Below are 17,096 nucleotides of genomic sequence, written 5' to 3' on the forward strand. Positions count from 1 at the left end.
GCCTAACCAGCCTTCATAAGCTTTACAAACAGGTTGTTCAATGCCTCGGCCCAGGTAGGATGAGCAAATACCGTGTTTTGGAGCTCCTCGCAGGTGAGGCCGCCGGCCATGGCCAATTGGAGCATCGACATGATTTCGCCGCCTTGCTCGCAGAAAACGGTGGCACCTAGCAGGCGCTGCCGCTCGTCTACCAGCACCTTAATAAAGCCTGCGGTGAGGCCGGTTTCCTGGGCCCGGCCAATAACCCGCACCGGCATGGTAGCTACGCGGTAGGCAATCTTTTCGTGGCGGGCCTGCTTTTCGCTGAGGCCGATGCGGCCCAGCTGGGGCTGGGTGAATACCACGTAGGGCAGGGGGCGAGCCTTGGCCGAGCGGCGCTTGCGGTGCAGAATGTTGTCGCGCACCACCCGGTAGTCGTCGTAGGCCAAGTGAGTGAACTGGGGGCCGGGGTGGGCGTCGCCGAGGGCGTAAATGCCGCGCACGTTGGTTTGCAGCCGCTCATTTACCAGCACGTAGCCTTTTTCGTCGGTTTGTACGCCGGCGGCTTCCAGGCCCAGGTCGTCGGTGTTGGGTTCCCGGCCCACGGCTACCAGCAGGTGGGAGCCCCGCAGGCGCCTTTCGCTGGCCGCAGTACTGGCCGTAAGGATGTACTCAGCGTCGGCGTTGCGCGATACGCGCCGTACTTCAGCTTCCAGCACAAACTCCACGCCGTCGGCTTCCAACTGCTGACGCATAGCCTGGCACACATCGTCGTCCTCGCGCTCCAGCAGATTCTTGGCCGCATCAATAATTGTAACGCGGCTGCCGAAGCGGCGGAACATCTGCCCGAACTCCAGCCCGATGTAGCCTCCGCCCAGAATCAGCAGATGCTCGGGCAGTTGCTTCAGGTCGAGAATATCCACGTTGGTGAGGTAGCCGCTTTCCACCAATCCCTGAATGGGCGGCACTGCAGCCCGGGTGCCGGTATTGATGAAGATGAGCGGAGCCGTTAGGTCCTGCTCGCCGCCGGTATTCAGGCGCACCCGAACTGTGCGGGCACTGGTAAATTGGGCCTGCCCCATGAGCACGGTAATGCCGCTTTGCTCCTGGGTAAGATTGGCCCGCACTCCGTCGCGCTTGTGCTGGATGATGGCGTCTTTACGCTGGATAATGGCTGGAAAATCGGGTTTAGGGGTGCTGGTTCTGATGCCGTATTCGGCGGCCGTAGCTACCTGGTGTGCTCTTTCGGCTGAGGCCAGCAGGGCCTTAACCGGCGAGCAGCCGTAGTTGATGCAGGAGCCGCCCAGGAGGTATTTTTCGATAACAGCTACCTTACGGCCGGCATTGGCCAGGGCCGTAGCCAGGGGGTTGCCGGCCTGGCCGGAACCAATAATAATTGCATCAAAACGAGTAGGACGAGGCATAAGGGCGCAAATCGGGCGGCCAGACGTTGGGCCACCCGGGCTATACGGAAACTGGCTTCGAACCGTCGGGCTCAGGCGTAACTAGCAGGGCCCAATACAACGAAACCCGACTGTCGACGTTCTGAAGGCCAACTCCCTATCTTCCGGTTCCGGTTGCCTATGCTCTACCCGCTTCGTTGTGCCGCGCTTCTGCTGCTGCTGCCGCTACTGGCAGGTTGCTCGTCGTTGTATTTTCCGCCTCCGCCCCAGGTGCCGTTGCTTACTCAAAAGGGCGAGTGGAGCGGCGGGCTGCATACCAACTTCAACCAGAATACCGCTGCGCAGGGCGCTTACGCCGTGTCCGACCATTTGGGTGTAATGGGCTCGGTGTCGTTTCTGCACACCGATAAAAAGAAGCGGGCGGAGGACCACGACTTCGGTGAGCTGGGCCTGGGCTACTATACCCGCCTGCGCGACAACCGGGTGCTGGAGGTGTACGGCGGCTACGGGCTGGGCCACACCAAACGGGTGGAGCGTACGCCCGCCGAAGGCATTACCCGCACCCTGGAGGGTAGCCTGGACAAGTACTTCCTGCAGGTGAATTACACTTCCAAGGACAAAAAAACGTACCACGTACTGGGCCGCGACTGGCCCGTAACCTACGGTACGGCCCTGCGTGCCAGTTACGTTACGCTCACCAACTTCCGCCTCGACGGGCAGCCACATACGCCCGAAGACAACGTATTTCTGGAGCCGATTACCTACACCCGCATTAATCTGGTTGGCCCCCTGGATTTCCAGCTTATCAGCGGCAGCAACTTCGGGTTGCGGCACCGGCGCTACCTCAAGGCGGCTAACTCAGTGTTTCAGTTTGGGCTGGTGGTGAATGTAGGTGGGCAGAGTGGCGGGAAATAGGAGCGTTTGATTGGGTAGGGGCGTGTCGGGCAAGGCCTTGGGGTAGTTGTACAGCTCTATAAATGGCCTGTTTATCTGCCTTGGCAAGTAACCCGGGTACTGGTTCTGCCGATTACATGCAAGCTGCGCTGTAACTTTGCGGCAGTTTGCTGTTCCTATGTCTTTCTCCACCCCGGAGTACTCCCACCCCTTAGCCATTGTAGTGCCTTGCTACCGCCCGCCCAGCGGGTGGGCGGCTAATATTCTGGCCAGCCTTGAGCGGCTGCAGTCATTGTTGCCGCCCGTGGCAATACATGTGTACGTGGTGAATGACGGGGCCATAGCAGACGTAACCGCCGATGATATAGCCCTGCTTACTACTACCCTGGCCGGGCAATTCACGTACGTGGCCTACCCCACAAACTACGGTAAAGGCCACGCCTTACGCAAAGGCATGGCGCAGGTTCAGGAGCCTTACTGCCTGTTCACGGATATTGATTTCCCCTATCAGGAGCACAGTATGGCGGCGGTGTACCAGCTCCTGCTGCAGTCGGGGGCTGATATTGTGGTAGGTGTGCGGGACGATGCCTACTATGCCCAGGTGCCGCCGGCCCGGCGGCGCGTTTCCCGCTTGCTGCGGCGGGTTACCCGCCATGTCTTGCGCCTGCCCGTTGAAGACACCCAGTGCGGGCTTAAAGCTTTCAATACCACCGGACGGCAACTGTTCCTGCGTACTACCACCCAGCGCTACCTCTTCGATCTGGAATTGTTGTTTCTGGCCTCGCGCATTCAGCATTTGCGGGTGCTGGCTCAGGCGGTTGAACTGAAGCCTGGCATTGTGTTTTCGCGCCTGAATCCGCGCATCCTGCTAACCGAAACTACCAACCTGATCCGCATTCTGGGCCGGCGACGCCGCTACTAGTACGTGCAGTGGTTACTGCACGTCCCAGCGGTAAAGGCGCAGCTTACCCGACTGCGCCACCAGGGTAAGCTGCTGCCACTGCGGCAGATTGGCTCCGGCCGCAATAAGCTGCTGAGCCAACGGGTTGGATTGTTGCTTGCCGTAGGGATTAGTGCCGTCGAAGTAGCTTTCATCATACAACACCAGTACGGGCTTGCCGGCCGCCAGCAGGTGCGCGCGCAGGGTTGGGGTTGGGCCCTGAGGGCGGAAAATGCTCCGCAGCTCCTGTACGTGTGCCTGTGGCGTGCGAGAAAGTTTGCTGGCCATTAAGGGCAGGTTAGTACCCAACGACAGCGCGTAGGCGTGCAGCGAATGGGCGTTGTCGTCGTCTACGGTCAGGGCCAGGTCCTCGCTGCCCACATGAAAGAACGGTACCGGCAAAATGGCCTGATACTGTGCTGGTTGTATCTGTTGCAGCAGGGGCTGTAGCTCCGAGAAAGTCCGTTGGTCGGTGAGCAGGTTGGGCAGCAACGACTTGCGGTAATGCTTGATTGTGTCGCGGGTGTCCAGCAATGCCAGCACCACCAGCGCTACTGCTACCACCCATCGGCCCGGCCAGCGGCTAAGCCGCAGCCAGAAATCAAGACCAACCAGCACGACCAGGTTAACGGCCCAGAAAAACGGCCAGCTGAACCGGGCCACTGCCCGGAAATGGGTAACCGCTTTGGTAATCTTCTGCAGGTAATAGAAAGCGCTGAAGTAGTTCTGGAACACGTACTGGTCGTCGGCAACGGCATATTCGGTGCCAATGGAAACGGCCACTCCAACCAGAGCTGCGCCCAGCAGCAACCACAGAAAAGCCCGTTCCGGTGTCTGGCTCCAGGCCTGCCAGAAATGCCGGGCCGCCGGCCGACGCACCAGCCAGCTTACCGCAAAAAACGTCAGTCCAAACAACGCAAACGCCCCCAGGTACGCCACCGACTCGTAGGTAGGCTGAGCCCGAGGCTCCAGCCAGAAATGCACCGTTTGGTAGCTGCCAGGCTTGAGCAGGGCAGAAAGCTGTAGTTTCCAGGGCGCGTAGTTGAAGCCGGTGGCCTCCATGCTGCGCAGACCACGATACCCGTCGGTAAGGCGCACTATCACAAAGCAAACTACTGTTGGCAGCAGCGTCAGGAGCAGGGCTGCGCCACTGAGCGTGGTGTTGCGCCATTGCTGCCGACGCAGCAGCCAGCAGGCAAAGAAACCCGCCGTGGTAAGGGCCAGCAGCGGCAGGTAGTACAGATGAATAAGGCCGGCCACAATGAAGCCTGCTGTCAAGACCAGCACCCAGGGCCTAATGGGCCGGTTGGCCTGGGCCCGTTCGTACAGGCCCAGCAGCCCCCAAACGGCCAGCAGCACCACCCAGCTGTAGGAGAGGTTGAAGTGGCCAACCAGCAGGCGGCTGGTTTGCGGATTCAGCCACGGCAGCATAACGGCAAACAGCACAACCAGCCCCCAGTGCCGCACCAAACGGCGCAGAATAGCCACCAGCAGTGCCGTGCTAATGAAAAAGCCAGCCAGCATCAACCCATGATACACATCCAGCGCGTGGGGCCGGAGGTCGAAAATATAGTGCGACCAAAGGCGCACTGGCACGGCCAGCAGTGGAGTATTGTCCGTGAAGAAAAGATAGTCGCCAAAGGGATGGTTCATCATCCCGAACCAGGTTAAGCCATTGGCCCAGGGCTGCTGCACGTAGGCCTGAAACGTAACGTAGTTCTTGGCGCCATCCTGGGTTGTTACCAGCAGGTGTTGGCCGGGCTCCAGCAGTAGCGCCCCAAAAGCGCGTAACACCAGCAGCGCCTGCAGCACCAGAGCTAGCAGTAGCAGAACACGGGCAGAAGGACGCCAGCGCCGGGCAGCGGCAAGCGAAATAGGCATACGTAGGGGAGGGGTGGAGGATGCAGAGCCAGCCCAGTGCCAGCTCAGGCAAAGGTAGAGCAGAAAATACGGCAGCGCCTAGCGTACGACCGACAGGGTATGACGGCGCCGGTGATGACCAACCCGCAGCTCAGCAATGTAGGTGCCTGCTGCCGGAAAGCGCTGCACATCCAGCCACTGCTCATGGCGCCCTACTGACTGCAACGAGCCATCCAGTAGCTGCATTACCTCGCGGCCTTGCATATCCACTATCCGGAGCCACACATTGGCCGGTACGGGCAGGCTATACACCAGTTGGGTGGATTCGGAGAAGGGGTTAGGGTAGGCGGGTTCCAGTATCAATTTTGTTTCCAGTAGTGCCTCGGCATCTACCACGTCCCCCAGCTCGGTTGACGCCGAAGGTACAAAGCTGGGCAATGGCTGCAGCTGCGGGCCGGCCTGATGCCGCACCTGCATGTACTGATGCCCGATGAAGGCCAGGTGCTTGGCATCCCAGGGGTCTGGCTGGCCCGCGTTTACCATGGTCTGGCAGTAGGCTTTATATACCTGCCGCTGGTTGTTCTGCTGAGTGGCCGACAGATTAACCGGACGTTTGCTTACATCGTATCCCACGTACTGAAAAAAGCGGCATTCTTGCTGCTTCATCACGTGCTGGGCCAGTACCCCCGCCAAATAATGGTCGGAATGGTCACCAGGGTTGGAGCGGGCGTCAGCCAGCGGAATGTGCATGGTAAGCTGCCCTTTGATGGCCTCGTGAGCTAGGAGCTCCTTTACCGTGAGCCGCAGATCTTCCCAGGAGACGTAGGCCTTGCCGCCGTTCAATGGCGTGAGAGGCCGGCCGGCGTCGCGCAACTGCTGCAAACTCTGGAAACCGCCCCGCGACAGTCCCCGGCCGCTAACTCCCCCATCGGGCAAGTGCAGATAGAATGCTACCACGTTTTGCTGCCGGTACATCTCAATGCTATGCCCGTTCACAACTATTGTACCGGTACTAGCCGACGTAACCGTTTTGTTCAATTCTACCGACTGACGCACCGATGCCCGGTGACCGGCTTCCCGGGTTTGCCAATAAATATCGGCGGGCTCGTCGGCCTGGCCACCGGTTAAGCAGATGAATACAATTTTCCGCCGGCTATGCTGCGTCTCTTCGCAGACAGCCGACCCCATAAACAACTGCCAATCATCCGGATGGGCGGTCAAAACTGCCGTCCATTTGGGCGTAGGCGGGTTGCAGGAAGCAGATGCGGTTGTACCCGTTTGAGCCCGTAGCTGCCCCGAAACTTGACATAGCACAGCCAGCAGGAAAATCCAGAGTATAACTTTTCTCATGCCGTAACCGGGGAAAGAGTAGGGAAGGCCTTAGTTTTCAAATTTACCAGCCAAACCCTGGAAATCTATGCGTGTCTTAAGCTGTTTAGATAAAACGTTGAAATATTGCAGGCGAAAGGACCAATATGGGCAATGAACATCTCGTTTTAATCGTTGGAGCTTAGTTGAAGCGTCAGAAAACAGTACAACTTGGATGTCTGCAATTCATGGTCCGTTCGGTTGAGGCCGTACGTATCCTCGGCCAGCAGGACGAGTAATGGCTATAGCTCCTCCACCTCCAGCACTAGCTCGTAGTTGTAGTCGCTCACCGATTCGTTAGGCAGCGCCCGGCGCATGGGAGCCAAATCCTGGGGCACCGACTGCCAGCTTGCGGGCTGGCCCCGGTGGTCAACCAGCAGCCAGGAGTGGCACTCCGCCGCCGTGGCTACCAAGCGGTAAGCCAGCGCCGGAAACGAAGATGATGGTACCAGCCGGGCGCTGCCATCGGAGCGGAGCATCTCCACGTAACGGTAGGAGCGGGCACTCTGGCCGGGCTTTATTTTCCGGAAATCCAGATCCTGCGGAGGGGTGTGGCCGTCGTACGGGGCGGTTAGGACCCGCTGGCGCACGAAGGTTTCTGTATCCGTTGTGGGCAGGCCTTCAGCCACCACAAATAGGCCCCGCGTCGGCAGCACAAGCCGTTGGTCCGCTACCTCGAAACGAATCCAGCCTTTTTCCTGCGTCGCCGTTTCGGCCGTGAGCAACAACTTTTGAGGTAGCAGGTTTTGGCTGGCTACGGGGCCGGTGGTCATGGTTCCGGGGCTGAGCCAGAGGTGCAGGCGGCCTTCGGGCAGGTTGCGGCGGTGTTTGGGCAGGTCGTGTACCGCCTCGGGCATACGGGACCCCAGCTGTAGCCGCACGGCCCGCACCACATACACCCGGGTCGTATCGGGCGGGCCGTGCCACACGGCCACGGCCCGCCCCGGCGTCAACTCCCGGCCGAAGGCCGTGTGCAGTCCTTTCGTTTCACCGGGTGCCCGGAGCGTCCGCGTCCGGGGCTGGGCTCGTACAGTTACTTCCGGCAGGTGCTGGCGGGTGCGGGGCGTATCAGGTAAGGAGGCTAGCAGAACTAGGGAGGATAGGATCAGCCACATCAGCGAAGTCAGACAATCGTAAATGGCGGGTAGCTGCTAGGTTGAGGTGCCGCAAGTATATAGGATGCGTTGAATAAAGGCAATACAAAAACCGGCCGCCTCTGCATAGTAGAAGCGGCCGGTTAACTTGGTTACAATGAGATTAGATAAGCAAAGCAAGAATGCAGGATAAAAACAAACCTACTCAAATATTGCCTCCAACAAGACTACGGAGCTTTCTGATGGTTTATAATGCCACTCCTGCGTTACAGCATCCAGATACCAACTTTCCGCAGTTTTAGTATCTACTTGAGTGCCTTTTAAGATTGGAAAATCAGTAATTGGGGCCGTGCGCAGAGTGTGGCTGGAGTCAATACGTCGACGAAGTTGGTAGCGGGGAGCGGCTGGCTTGCCCATTTGAGGTTCCAGCCCACTAACATATTCATCGGGATAATTTCCTATCCCTTCTATCACAATAAAAAAGCCCTGATCGGGGACTAATAGTTGTGCCGTAGGCCATTGAATAGTTAGGTGCTTGCGGGATGCACGCAGTATTTTAGTGGTTAAAAGTACAGGCTCAGGCAACAGATTATCACTGGCGGGACCTTTAGCTGCCGTAACTGAGGCCACTCGTACCCGCAACTGACCTTCCCGAATCCGGCTAGGCTGATATAAATGCACCCGTATTTGGCGTAACTTATGGTAACCAGCTTGTGGAGACTGGAAACGGACTGCATAGCCCCCACCCGGTGCTTGCGAGTGCCATGTGTTATTTTTTTCAATGCCAGAAGCAACAACCAGCTGGCCGTAATAGCCTTGAACGTTAATATCGGATAGTACTATAGTGGTATTTAAAGTATCAGTATTACGTTGGGCTACAGCTGTGTGAAATATAGCTAACATTATTATTAACAAGCAAGCTTTCATATGTGGTGTAAAAATAAAGGTAGAGCCGACAAAGACTCTACCTTTTGAAAAACAAATTAGCTAATTAGCAGCCACAATCTGCTGGGCAAGATGCTCCTGTATCAACATCTGTTTCGGTTTCGAGCCAGAAAATATAGATTCGATGAATTTGGTGCAAAGTACCGCCAGAACAAAATTGATTACCCCAGGTATTGCCAAACATTGGATTGGCGGATGCTTTGGAAGCAATTCCTAAGATTAAGCCAAAAGTCAAAAGACTCGAAAATAATTTTTTCTTCATTATGAATGCAAGTAAAAATACGCCTACTCTGTTGTATCCGCTTTTCGGCTCCGGCGGGCTAGCGACACAAGTATATGCCCCCCCCCGGTATACTTTCCAAATGAAATATATAAAAAACGAACAGGCTGCTCTCGAAACATCGAAAGCAGCCTGTTAAGGCATTTAGCCGGATACTTAATTATTTACTTGCTGCCCAGTACGCGCAGCATCGTCTCGCCGATTTCGGCGGGCGAGTCTACTACGTGGATGCCGCACTCGCGCATGATGGCCATTTTGGCGGCGGCCGTGTCGTCGGCACCGCCTACGATGGCGCCGGCGTGGCCCATGCGGCGGCCGGGAGGCGCGGTCTGGCCGGCAATGAAGCCAACTACGGGCTTCTTGTTGCCGGTTTCCTTGATCCAGCGGGCGGCTTCGGCTTCCATGCCGCCCCCGATTTCGCCAATCATCACGATGCCCTCAGTTTCGGGGTCGTTCATGAGCAGCTCCACGGCTTCCTTGGTGGTGGTGCCGATAATCGGGTCGCCGCCGATGCCGATGGCCGTGGTCTGACCCAAGCCGGCTTTCGTGAGCTGGTCGACGGCTTCGTAGGTCAGGGTACCTGATTTCGACACGATGCCCACGCGGCCTTTCTGGAAGATAAAGCCGGGCATGATGCCCACTTTGCACTCGCCGGCCGTCATTACACCGGGGCAGTTGGGGCCAATCATGCGCAGGCCCTCACGGCCCTTCAGGTATTCCTTCACCGCAATCATGTCCTTGGTAGGAATGCCTTCGGTGATGGTTACGATTACTTTGATGCCGGCATCAGCAGCTTCCATGATGGCGTCGGCGGCAAATGCCGGCGGCACGAAAATGATGCTGGTATCAGCGCCGGCCTGCTCAACGGCCTCCGCTACGGTGTTGAACACGGGGCGCTCCAGGTGCTGGGTACCGCCTTTGCCGGGCGTTACGCCACCCACCACGTTGGTGCCGTACTCAATCATCTGCTGGGCATGGAACGAGCCTTCGGAGCCCGTAAAGCCCTGCACAATCACTTTGGAATCCTTGTTTACCAGAACACTCATGAGAAGAAGTGGGGTTAGCGGAAGATGCTGATATGGGGGTGGGATGCTGCCGCTACGGCCGGGCCGGCGGCGGGGCAAAAGTAGAGGTTTTTGGGGCAGGGGCAAGGCTGAATCACAGATGCTCGCAGATGCAGCCATGGATGATGCAGATTAAGCCGCGGCTGGTGCAGATGAAGGCACGGATGCCGCGGATTGGTTTTGCAAGCTGACAGGCGGCTGGAAATCTATATCATCCTATTCATCTGTGTTATCTGCGGCTTTATCTGTATCATCTGTAATAAGCCCGTACCTTTGCGGCCTCTCTCGCATTACCACTCGTTTCTCTCACCCGAAATGTACTTCAACAACATTGTAGAGGCCATTGGCAACACGCCTTTGGTCAGGCTGAACAGCGTAGCCGCCGGTATTAAAGGCACTGTTCTGGCCAAAGTAGAATACTTCAACCCTGGCAACTCGGTAAAGGACCGCATGGCCATCCGGATGGTGGAAGACGCCGAAAAGGCGGGCCTGCTCAAGCCCGGCGGCACCATTATCGAAGGCACCAGCGGCAATACCGGCATGGGCCTGGCGCTGGCCGCCATTGCCAAGGGCTACCAGTGCATCTTTGTGATGAGCGACAAGCAGAGCAAGGAAAAGCAGGATATCCTGCGGGCGGTAGGGGCCCAGGTGGTGGTATGCCCCGTCGACGTGGCCCCCGACGACCCGCGCTCCTATTACTCGGTAGCCCGCCGCCTGAACCAGGAAACGCCCAACTCCTTCTACCCCAACCAGTACGATAACCTGTCGAACACGGCGGCGCACTACGAGAGCACCGGCCCGGAAATCTGGGCGCAGACGGAAGGGAAAATTACGCACTTCGCGGCCGGCGTGGGCACGGGCGGCACCATCTGCGGCACGGCCAAGTACCTGAAAGAGCAAAACGCCAACCTTGTAACCGTGGGGCTGGACACCTACGGCTCCGTGTTCAAAAAGTACAAGGAAACCGGCATTTTCGACGAAAACGAAATCTATCCTTACAAGACGGAAGGCATCGGGGAAGATATTCTACCCAAGAATGTTAACTTCGACCTGATTGACTTGTTCATCAAGGTAACTGACCAGGATGCGGCCGTTATGACTCGTCGTTTGGCCAAGGAAGAGGGCTTGTTCGTGGGCTGGTCGTGCGGCTCGGCGGTACACGGGGCCCTGGAATATGCCAAAGAGCACCTGCAGGAAGGTGATACGATGGTGATTATTCTGCCTGACCATGGTACCCGCTACCTCGGCAAAATCTACAACGACGACTGGATGCGGGAGCAGGGCTGGTTGTAAGCCCGATTCTCTGATCTGACCGCCTTTATTCTTTCCCCACCATGACCAAGAAGCTCCGGAGTGTAGTGCTGGTAGACGACAACGAGACGACCAGCTTTCTGAACAATCGGCTGCTGAACCGGCTGGAGGTGGCTGAGCAGATTCATACTTTCAGCAAAGCGGAGCAGGCCTACCAGGAAATCTGGGGCAACGCTAACGGCGAGCAGCCCGCCGCTAACGCCCCCGACCTGGTTTTCGTGGACCTGAAAATGCCTGGCATGGATGGCTTTGAGTTTCTGAAGCTGTTCAGCTCCCTGCCGGAGTCCGTGCGCGAAAAAACCGTCATGGCCGTGCTGACCACCTCCATGCACGCCGCCGACACGGCTCGCGTGGCGCAGTACGAAGGTGTAGAGTACCTGGCTAAGCCACTGACGGAGGAAAAGATGGAAAAGCTGATGCAGAAGCGGTTTTAAGTAGAGAAATGAGACTAGAAGAAGTGAGAGGTGAGACTTTCGTTCTGGCAATGTGCCATTGAACGAAGGTCTCACCTCTCACTTCTTCTAGTCTCATTTCCACATTCTACACCACCGCTTCCACAAACCGGAACGCCTCCCCGTCAAACAGACCCTGGTCGCTGAGTTTAAGGCTGGGAATAACCAGCAGGGCCATAAAGGACAGCGTCATGAAGGGGGCTTGCAGGGAGGAGCCCAGCTCTTTGGCCAGGGCATCTACGGCGGTATAGGCGGCGGCCACCTGCGGGCCCTGCTGATCCGACATGAGGCCGGCTACCGGTAGGGGCAGAATCAGTTCCCGGCCGTCGGGGGCTACCACGGCCAGGCCGCCCCGGGCTTCAATTACCAGGTTTACGGCCCGGGCCAGGCTGGCATCGTCGCAGCCCACGGCCGTGATGTTGTGGGAATCGTGGCCGACGCTGCTGGCCAGGGCGCCACCCCGCAGGCCAAAGCCCCGGATGAAGGCCACGGCCGGCGGGGCCGGCTGGTAGCGGTTCACAACTGTCAGCTTCAGCACATCGGCCGGTACATTGGCCACTACCAGGCCGTTTTCCAGGCGGGCGGGCACATCCTGGCGGGCGGTGACCAGTTGCCCGTCGAAGCACTCGATGACACGCACGGTGGCGCTTTTCATCTCCTGTTCCTCGTTTCTCGGGGCGGGTACCGCAAAATCCGGGGCCTGTACGGGCTGGGCGGTAAAGTTGTTGACCACCGGCACGGGCACGGCCGGAATCAGCGTGCGGCCGTTTTCCGCCACCAGCTCGCCGTTCAGGTAGGTTTTCCGGACGGTAAAATCGGTGAGGTTGTCCACCAAGATAAAGTCGGCGGCGTCGCCTTCCCGCAGTAGGCCCACGGGCAGGCGGTAGTGCTCCACGGGGTTGCGGCAGGCCACGCGCAGCACCTGCAGCACCTCTTGGCCCCGGGCCACGGCGCGCTGCACCAGCTGGTTAATGTGGCCCAGCACCAGCGTATCGGGGTGCTTATCGTCGGAGCAGAACATGAGGTGCTCGTAGTGCTCCGGCAGCAGGTCGATGAGGGCCTCGAAGTTGCGGGCCGCCGAGCCTTCCCGAATGAGCACCTTCATGCCCACGGCCAGCTTATCGAGGGCCTCCTCGGCCGTAAAGCACTCGTGGTCGGTGCTGATGCCAGCCGCAGCATAGTGGGCGGCATCCTGGCCGCGCAGGCCGGGGGCGTGGCCATCCACGGGGCGGCCGTACTGCTGGGCCAGCCGGATTTTCTCCATCACCAGCTCCTGCCGCTGCAGCACACCCGGCCAGTTCATCATCTCGGCCAGGTAGCCCACCTCGGGGTGCTCCCGAAACAGCTGCTCGATGTCCTGGGCGGTAATTTCAGCCCCAGCAGTTTCAAAGGGCGTAGCGGGCACGCAGGACGGAGCCCCGAAGCAGAACTTGAAGGGAACCTGCGCGCCGTTCCGGAGCATATACTGCACGCCGGCTACCCCCAGCACATTACCGATTTCGTGGGGGTCGGAGACGGTGGCCACGGTGCCGTGAACGACGGCCAGGCGGGCAAACTCGGAGGGCACCAGCAGGGAGCTTTCCACGTGCACGTGGGCATCCACGAAGCCGGGCAAAGCGTAGGGAAGGGCCGGGTCGGGTGCGGAGCCGCCCGTGGGCTCGATACGTTGAATGCGGCCCGCCGCCACGTGCACAATGGCCGGGCTTATCGTGTTGTCGAACAGGTTGATAACGTTGGCGGATAGCTGAAATTCGGCGGGCATGGGGCAGGAGGAAGGCTCAGGGAAAACTACGGCCGCGGGGCGGCTAACGGGTAAAGAACCGTATATTTGCCGAAAATCCGTGCCGTGAGAAAGATTGTGACTTTACTACTGGCAGCCCTGCTCGGGGGCTCGGGCCTGCTGACGGCCGGTTGCGCCAGCCGCACCCCTCAGCAGAAAAAAACTGCCTCCATGAAGCGTAAAGCCAAATTCGGCAAAGTACCCTGCCCCTGCGAAAGTCACTAACCCGCACCACATGCCCGACGAAAATCCAATTGCCGCCCTTGTAACGGCTGCCGAAGCGGTGCGCCAGCAGCTTCAGGTGAATACCTATGATGCCGCAGCGGTACAGCGGCTGGCCGAGTTTATCGAAGCGCAACGCCCCAGCATCAAAGAAACCGAGCGGGCGGGCGTTATCACGGCGCTGGGCTGCTTTCTGGGCCAGTGCCTGATTAACACCTACCAGGGCGAGTGGGCCAAGGGCCGCGACGGAAGCACGGGGGTGGGCATTAACCACGTCAATTTCTTCAACCCGTTTTACCGCGTAAGCGAGCAGCTCACCAAAGGCCTAAGCCAGTCGGTGGCTACGTTTTTTGCGGATGTACCCCAGCGCCTGGCCGCTAAGCCGGGCCGTAAAACCTGGATTTAGTGAGCCCTTTCCGTCAGCCTGAGCCAAGCAGTGAACCTGTCATGCGAAAAATCGTCATTGCCATCGACGGCTATTCCTCCTGCGGCAAAAGCACCACGGCCAAGGCAGTGGCCGCCGAGCTGGGCTACGCCTACATTGATACCGGGGCCATGTACCGGGCCGTTACACTGTACCTGCTGGAGCACAGCATCCGCTTCGACGATTTGCCGCGCATCGAGCAGGCTTTGCACGAAATGCACATCACCTTCAAGCGCAACCGCAAAACCGGCCGCAATGAGCTCTGCCTCGATGGTGCCATCCGGGAAGATGAAATCCGGCAGATGCGCATTTCCAACTTGGTAAGCGAGGTATCGGGTATTCCGGCCGTGCGCCACGCCATGGTGCGCCAGCAGCAGCGTATGGGCCGCAAGCGGGGCGTGGTAATGGATGGGCGCGACATTGGCACCACCGTGTTTCCCGATGCCGAGGTAAAGGTGTTTATGACGGCCGACGTGCTTACCCGGGCCCTGCGCCGCCAGGAGGAGCTGGCCGTGAAAGGCGAACAGGTGCCGGTAGAAGATATTGTAGACAACCTCAGCAAGCGGGACCACCTCGACTCCACCCGCCTCGAAAGCCCCCTGCGCCGGGCCCCCGATGCCGTACTGCTGGATACCACGCATATGATGATTGACGAGCAGGTTGATTTTGTGCTGGAGCGCGTGTCGGCCAGGCTGTTTTCGTTAGCCGCGGCTGGCTGGGAGCAGCGGGCCACTCAATAGATTCATCCGTTCAAGGAAGGAAATCCGGCGCTCAGCTGTTACACTATAGATTCCGGCACAGGATTCGCTACCGGGCGACCCCACAGGAGCCAGCAGCTGCCCATACCGGCTGGCCCCCCGAAAAACATGGAGCTCATGAACGTCACCATCGATAAAAATTCCGGCTACTGCTTCGGCGTTGAGTTTGCCATTCAGATGGCCGAAGACGAGCTGGCCCAGCAGGAAACCCTGTATTGCCTCGGCGACATTGTGCACAACCGCATGGAGGTAGAGCGCCTGCACGCGCTGGGCCTGCGCATTATTGATAGGGAGCAGCTGGAGCAACTCCATGATGCCAAAGTGCTGATTCGGGCCCACGGGGAGCCTCCGGCTACCTATGAGCTGGCCCTGCGCAATAACATCGAGCTGATTGATGCCTCCTGCCCGGTAGTGCTCAAGCTGCAGAACCGGGTGAAGCACGCCTTCGATGCCAGCACCCGCCAGAACGGGCAGATTGTGATTTACGGGCAGCCCGGCCACGCCGAAGTAACCGGCCTTACCGGCCAGACCCTCAACCAGGCCATCATCGTCATGACGGAGCAGGACCTGGACCAGGTAGATTTCTCGCGCCCTGTTACGCTGTTCAGCCAAACCACCAAGAGTACGGCCGGCTTCTACCACATGAAGGCGGTCATGGAAGCACGGATTCAGGCAGCCGGCGGCACCCTGGATTCGTTTGATGCCAACGACAGTATTTGCCGGCAGGTAAGCAACCGGGAGCCGGCTTTGGCCAAATTTGCCCTGGAGCACGATGTAGTAGTATTTGTGAGTGGGCGCAAGAGCTCCAACGGCAAAGCCCTGTTTTCAGTCGTGAACAAAAACAACCCGCGCAGCTACTTCGTGGAAAACGAGCAGGAGCTGGAGGACGAGTGGTTTCACGGGGCCGAATCGGTAGGTATCTGTGGAGCTACCAGTACCCCTATGTGGCTGATGCAGCGCGTGAAAGACCGGATTGAGGAAGTAGCCGAGCACGTGGCGTAGCGGAACTATACGAGCTGTCGGGCCGAGCGGAGCGAGGAATCTGGTTTTACCACTGGCATGGTGTAACCCGTCTACTTCGCTCCGCTCGGTCCGACAGTTTCTATGGTACCCGTTCTAGTAACTTGCCGGCATAAACTCACTTTCTGTCCATGCGGCGCCTCCTCAATTACTCTCTCAGCGGCTTTCTGATTGTAGCTCCCATCGGGCTGACGATTTATATTCTGTACGCGCTGCTGCGCTGGCTGAATGAGCTGTTTGCGGGTTTGAGCTTCGATGTGCCGGGGCTGGGGCTGCTCGTGGCCATTCTGCTCGTAACGGGTATAGGCTTCGTGGCCAAATCGTTTCTAGTGCGGCCCTTCCTCATTATTACCGAGCGGCTGCTGCATCGTACCCCCCTGGTAAGCATCATCTACTCCAGCCTCAAAGACCTGTTCGATGCTTTCGTGGGGGATAATCAGAAATTCAACCGGCCGGTGCTGGTGCGCCTGAGCGGTCCGGAGCAGGTATTTAAACTGGGGTTTGTTACGCAAACTGCCATGCCGGCCGTTCACCGCCCCGAGTTGCTGGCCGTGTACTTTCCGCACTCCTACAACTTCTCCGGCGAGCTGGTGCTGGTGCCCGTCCAAAACGTTACCTACCTCGATTTGCCCAGCTCCGAAGTCATGAAGTTCATTGTATCCGGCGGCGTGTCGCGGCTGGGGTAAGCAGTGAACTGGTGAGAGGGTGATTTAGGGAAATCCTGTCATCCTGAGCATTCCGCGCATCAAGCGGCGACGAAGGACCTTATCCTGCATGAACAATCCGTTGCACCGTGATAAGGTTCTTCGTCGCCGCTTGATGCGCGGAATGCTCAGGATGATATGACTGTACAACTTCGCCACCATTCTACAGTTCGGGAGGCTTTTCCGACGGTTCAGGCAGGTGAAAGTTCCGTTTGGGTAATCAGAAGTTTTGGTGTTTTAAGGAAAAGAGTAGGTTTGTTTCATCTCACTACCTAACCCCAACCGCACCATGGAAACTCCGGCCCGTGACCCCCAGATCTGGCGTATGGCTAAAGCCCGTGCCAAGTTTAAGTCGCACTTGTTCACCTACTTCGCCGTGAATGCTTTGCTCTGGGCCATCTGGGCCCTGACGGACCGCCACAGCCACGGGGGAATTCCCTGGCCCGTGTGGTCCACGGTGTTCTGGGGAATTGGCGTGTTTATGAATGGCGTTGGGGTGTACGGCGGCTTCGGTAAAGCCCAGCTCTCGGAGCGGGAATATGAGCGCCTGATGCGCCAGCGGGGGAGTGAGCTGTGAACAGAGAGCTGAGTTCTGAGA

At 58.3% G+C, this 17,096-nt stretch carries 16 protein-coding genes and 1 pseudogene; 9 read left to right on the forward strand and 8 right to left on the reverse strand.

Features of this window, described 5'->3' with window-relative positions; genetic code table 11:
• Nucleotides 1–2: 2 nt before the first annotated feature.
• The gene (locus EI290_RS12295; RefSeq protein ID WP_246008938.1) at nucleotides 3–1,403 is read right to left on the reverse strand and encodes a mercuric reductase; all 1,401 of its coding nucleotides are present in this window, start codon (nucleotides 1,401–1,403) and stop codon (nucleotides 3–5) included.
• 159 nt (nucleotides 1,404–1,562) lie between these two features.
• Between EI290_RS12295 and EI290_RS12300 the strand changes: the two genes are divergently transcribed.
• Together EI290_RS12300 and EI290_RS12305 are read left to right on the forward strand one after the other, a co-directional pair.
• The gene (locus tag EI290_RS12300; RefSeq protein ID WP_125430542.1) at nucleotides 1,563–2,297 is read left to right on the forward strand and encodes an outer membrane beta-barrel protein; all 735 of its coding nucleotides are present in this window, start codon (nucleotides 1,563–1,565) and stop codon (nucleotides 2,295–2,297) included.
• 157 nt (nucleotides 2,298–2,454) lie between these two features.
• Nucleotides 2,455–3,198: a glycosyltransferase gene (locus tag EI290_RS12305; protein ID WP_125430545.1), complete on the forward strand. Its 744-nt coding sequence runs from the start codon at nucleotides 2,455–2,457 to the stop codon at nucleotides 3,196–3,198.
• A 12-nt stretch (nucleotides 3,199–3,210) separates the two neighbouring features.
• Here EI290_RS12305 and EI290_RS12310 read toward each other — a convergent pair whose 3' ends face one another.
• The 6 genes from EI290_RS12310 to sucD all read right to left on the reverse strand — a co-directional run bounded on the left by EI290_RS12310 (nucleotide 3,211) and on the right by sucD (nucleotide 9,809).
• Nucleotides 3,211–5,097 (reverse strand): hypothetical protein, encoded by a 1,887-nt coding sequence (locus EI290_RS12310; RefSeq protein WP_125430548.1) that lies wholly within the window; start codon nucleotides 5,095–5,097, stop codon nucleotides 3,211–3,213.
• Nucleotides 5,098–5,175: 78 nt separating this feature from the next.
• A complete protein-coding gene (locus tag EI290_RS12315; RefSeq protein ID WP_125430551.1) occupies nucleotides 5,176–6,426 on the reverse strand; it encodes a PIG-L family deacetylase in 1,251 nt (416 codons plus the stop codon).
• Nucleotides 6,427–6,686: 260 nt separating this feature from the next.
• Nucleotides 6,687–7,559, reverse strand: a complete 873-nt coding sequence (locus EI290_RS12320) for a hypothetical protein (protein ID WP_125430554.1) — start codon at nucleotides 7,557–7,559, stop codon at nucleotides 6,687–6,689.
• 180 nt (nucleotides 7,560–7,739) lie between these two features.
• Complete coding sequence (locus EI290_RS12325; RefSeq protein ID WP_125430557.1) at nucleotides 7,740–8,465, reverse strand: hypothetical protein; 726 nt, start codon at nucleotides 8,463–8,465, stop codon at nucleotides 7,740–7,742.
• Between the two features lie 64 nt (nucleotides 8,466–8,529).
• Nucleotides 8,530–8,745, reverse strand: a complete 216-nt coding sequence (locus EI290_RS12330) for a hypothetical protein (protein WP_125430560.1) — start codon at nucleotides 8,743–8,745, stop codon at nucleotides 8,530–8,532.
• 182 nt (nucleotides 8,746–8,927) lie between these two features.
• Nucleotides 8,928–9,809, reverse strand: a complete 882-nt coding sequence (gene sucD, locus EI290_RS12335; protein WP_125430563.1) for a succinate--CoA ligase subunit alpha — start codon at nucleotides 9,807–9,809, stop codon at nucleotides 8,928–8,930.
• 333 nt (nucleotides 9,810–10,142) lie between these two features.
• Between sucD and EI290_RS12340 the strand changes: the two are divergent.
• A pseudogene (locus tag EI290_RS12340) lies at nucleotides 10,143–11,117 on the forward strand (PLP-dependent cysteine synthase family protein); the annotation flags it as partial.
• A gap of 44 nt (nucleotides 11,118–11,161) precedes the next feature.
• Nucleotides 11,162–11,572, forward strand: coding sequence for a response regulator (locus tag EI290_RS12345; protein WP_125430569.1), 411 nt, complete (start codon nucleotides 11,162–11,164; stop codon nucleotides 11,570–11,572).
• A 106-nt stretch (nucleotides 11,573–11,678) separates the two neighbouring features.
• On the opposite strand, the gene ade is transcribed toward EI290_RS12345, so the two are convergent.
• Nucleotides 11,679–13,352, reverse strand: a complete 1,674-nt coding sequence (ade, locus tag EI290_RS12350; protein WP_125430571.1) for an adenine deaminase — start codon at nucleotides 13,350–13,352, stop codon at nucleotides 11,679–11,681.
• Nucleotides 13,353–13,605: 253 nt separating this feature from the next.
• On the opposite strand from ade, the gene EI290_RS12355 reads away from it, so the two are divergent.
• The 5 genes from EI290_RS12355 to EI290_RS12375 all read left to right on the forward strand — a co-directional run bounded on the left by EI290_RS12355 (nucleotide 13,606) and on the right by EI290_RS12375 (nucleotide 17,075).
• Nucleotides 13,606–13,998, forward strand: a complete 393-nt coding sequence (locus EI290_RS12355) for a hypothetical protein (RefSeq protein WP_125430574.1) — start codon at nucleotides 13,606–13,608, stop codon at nucleotides 13,996–13,998.
• A 41-nt stretch (nucleotides 13,999–14,039) separates the two neighbouring features.
• Nucleotides 14,040–14,756 (forward strand): (d)CMP kinase, encoded by a 717-nt coding sequence (gene cmk / locus EI290_RS12360; protein WP_125430577.1) that lies wholly within the window; start codon nucleotides 14,040–14,042, stop codon nucleotides 14,754–14,756.
• A 135-nt stretch (nucleotides 14,757–14,891) separates the two neighbouring features.
• Complete coding sequence (locus EI290_RS12365; protein ID WP_125430579.1) at nucleotides 14,892–15,776, forward strand: 4-hydroxy-3-methylbut-2-enyl diphosphate reductase; 885 nt, start codon at nucleotides 14,892–14,894, stop codon at nucleotides 15,774–15,776.
• Nucleotides 15,777–15,925: 149 nt separating this feature from the next.
• On the forward strand, nucleotides 15,926–16,480 hold the full coding sequence (locus tag EI290_RS12370) for a DUF502 domain-containing protein (protein ID WP_125430582.1): 555 nt from the start codon (nucleotides 15,926–15,928) through the stop codon (nucleotides 16,478–16,480).
• Nucleotides 16,481–16,787: 307 nt separating this feature from the next.
• A complete protein-coding gene (locus tag EI290_RS12375) occupies nucleotides 16,788–17,075 on the forward strand; it encodes a 2TM domain-containing protein (RefSeq protein WP_125430585.1) in 288 nt (95 codons plus the stop codon).
• Nucleotides 17,076–17,096: the final 21 nt, after the last annotated feature.

Origin of the sequence: Hymenobacter metallilatus (assembly GCF_003944705.1) — a bacterium.
GTDB classification, from domain to species: domain Bacteria; phylum Bacteroidota; class Bacteroidia; order Cytophagales; family Hymenobacteraceae; genus Hymenobacter; species Hymenobacter metallilatus.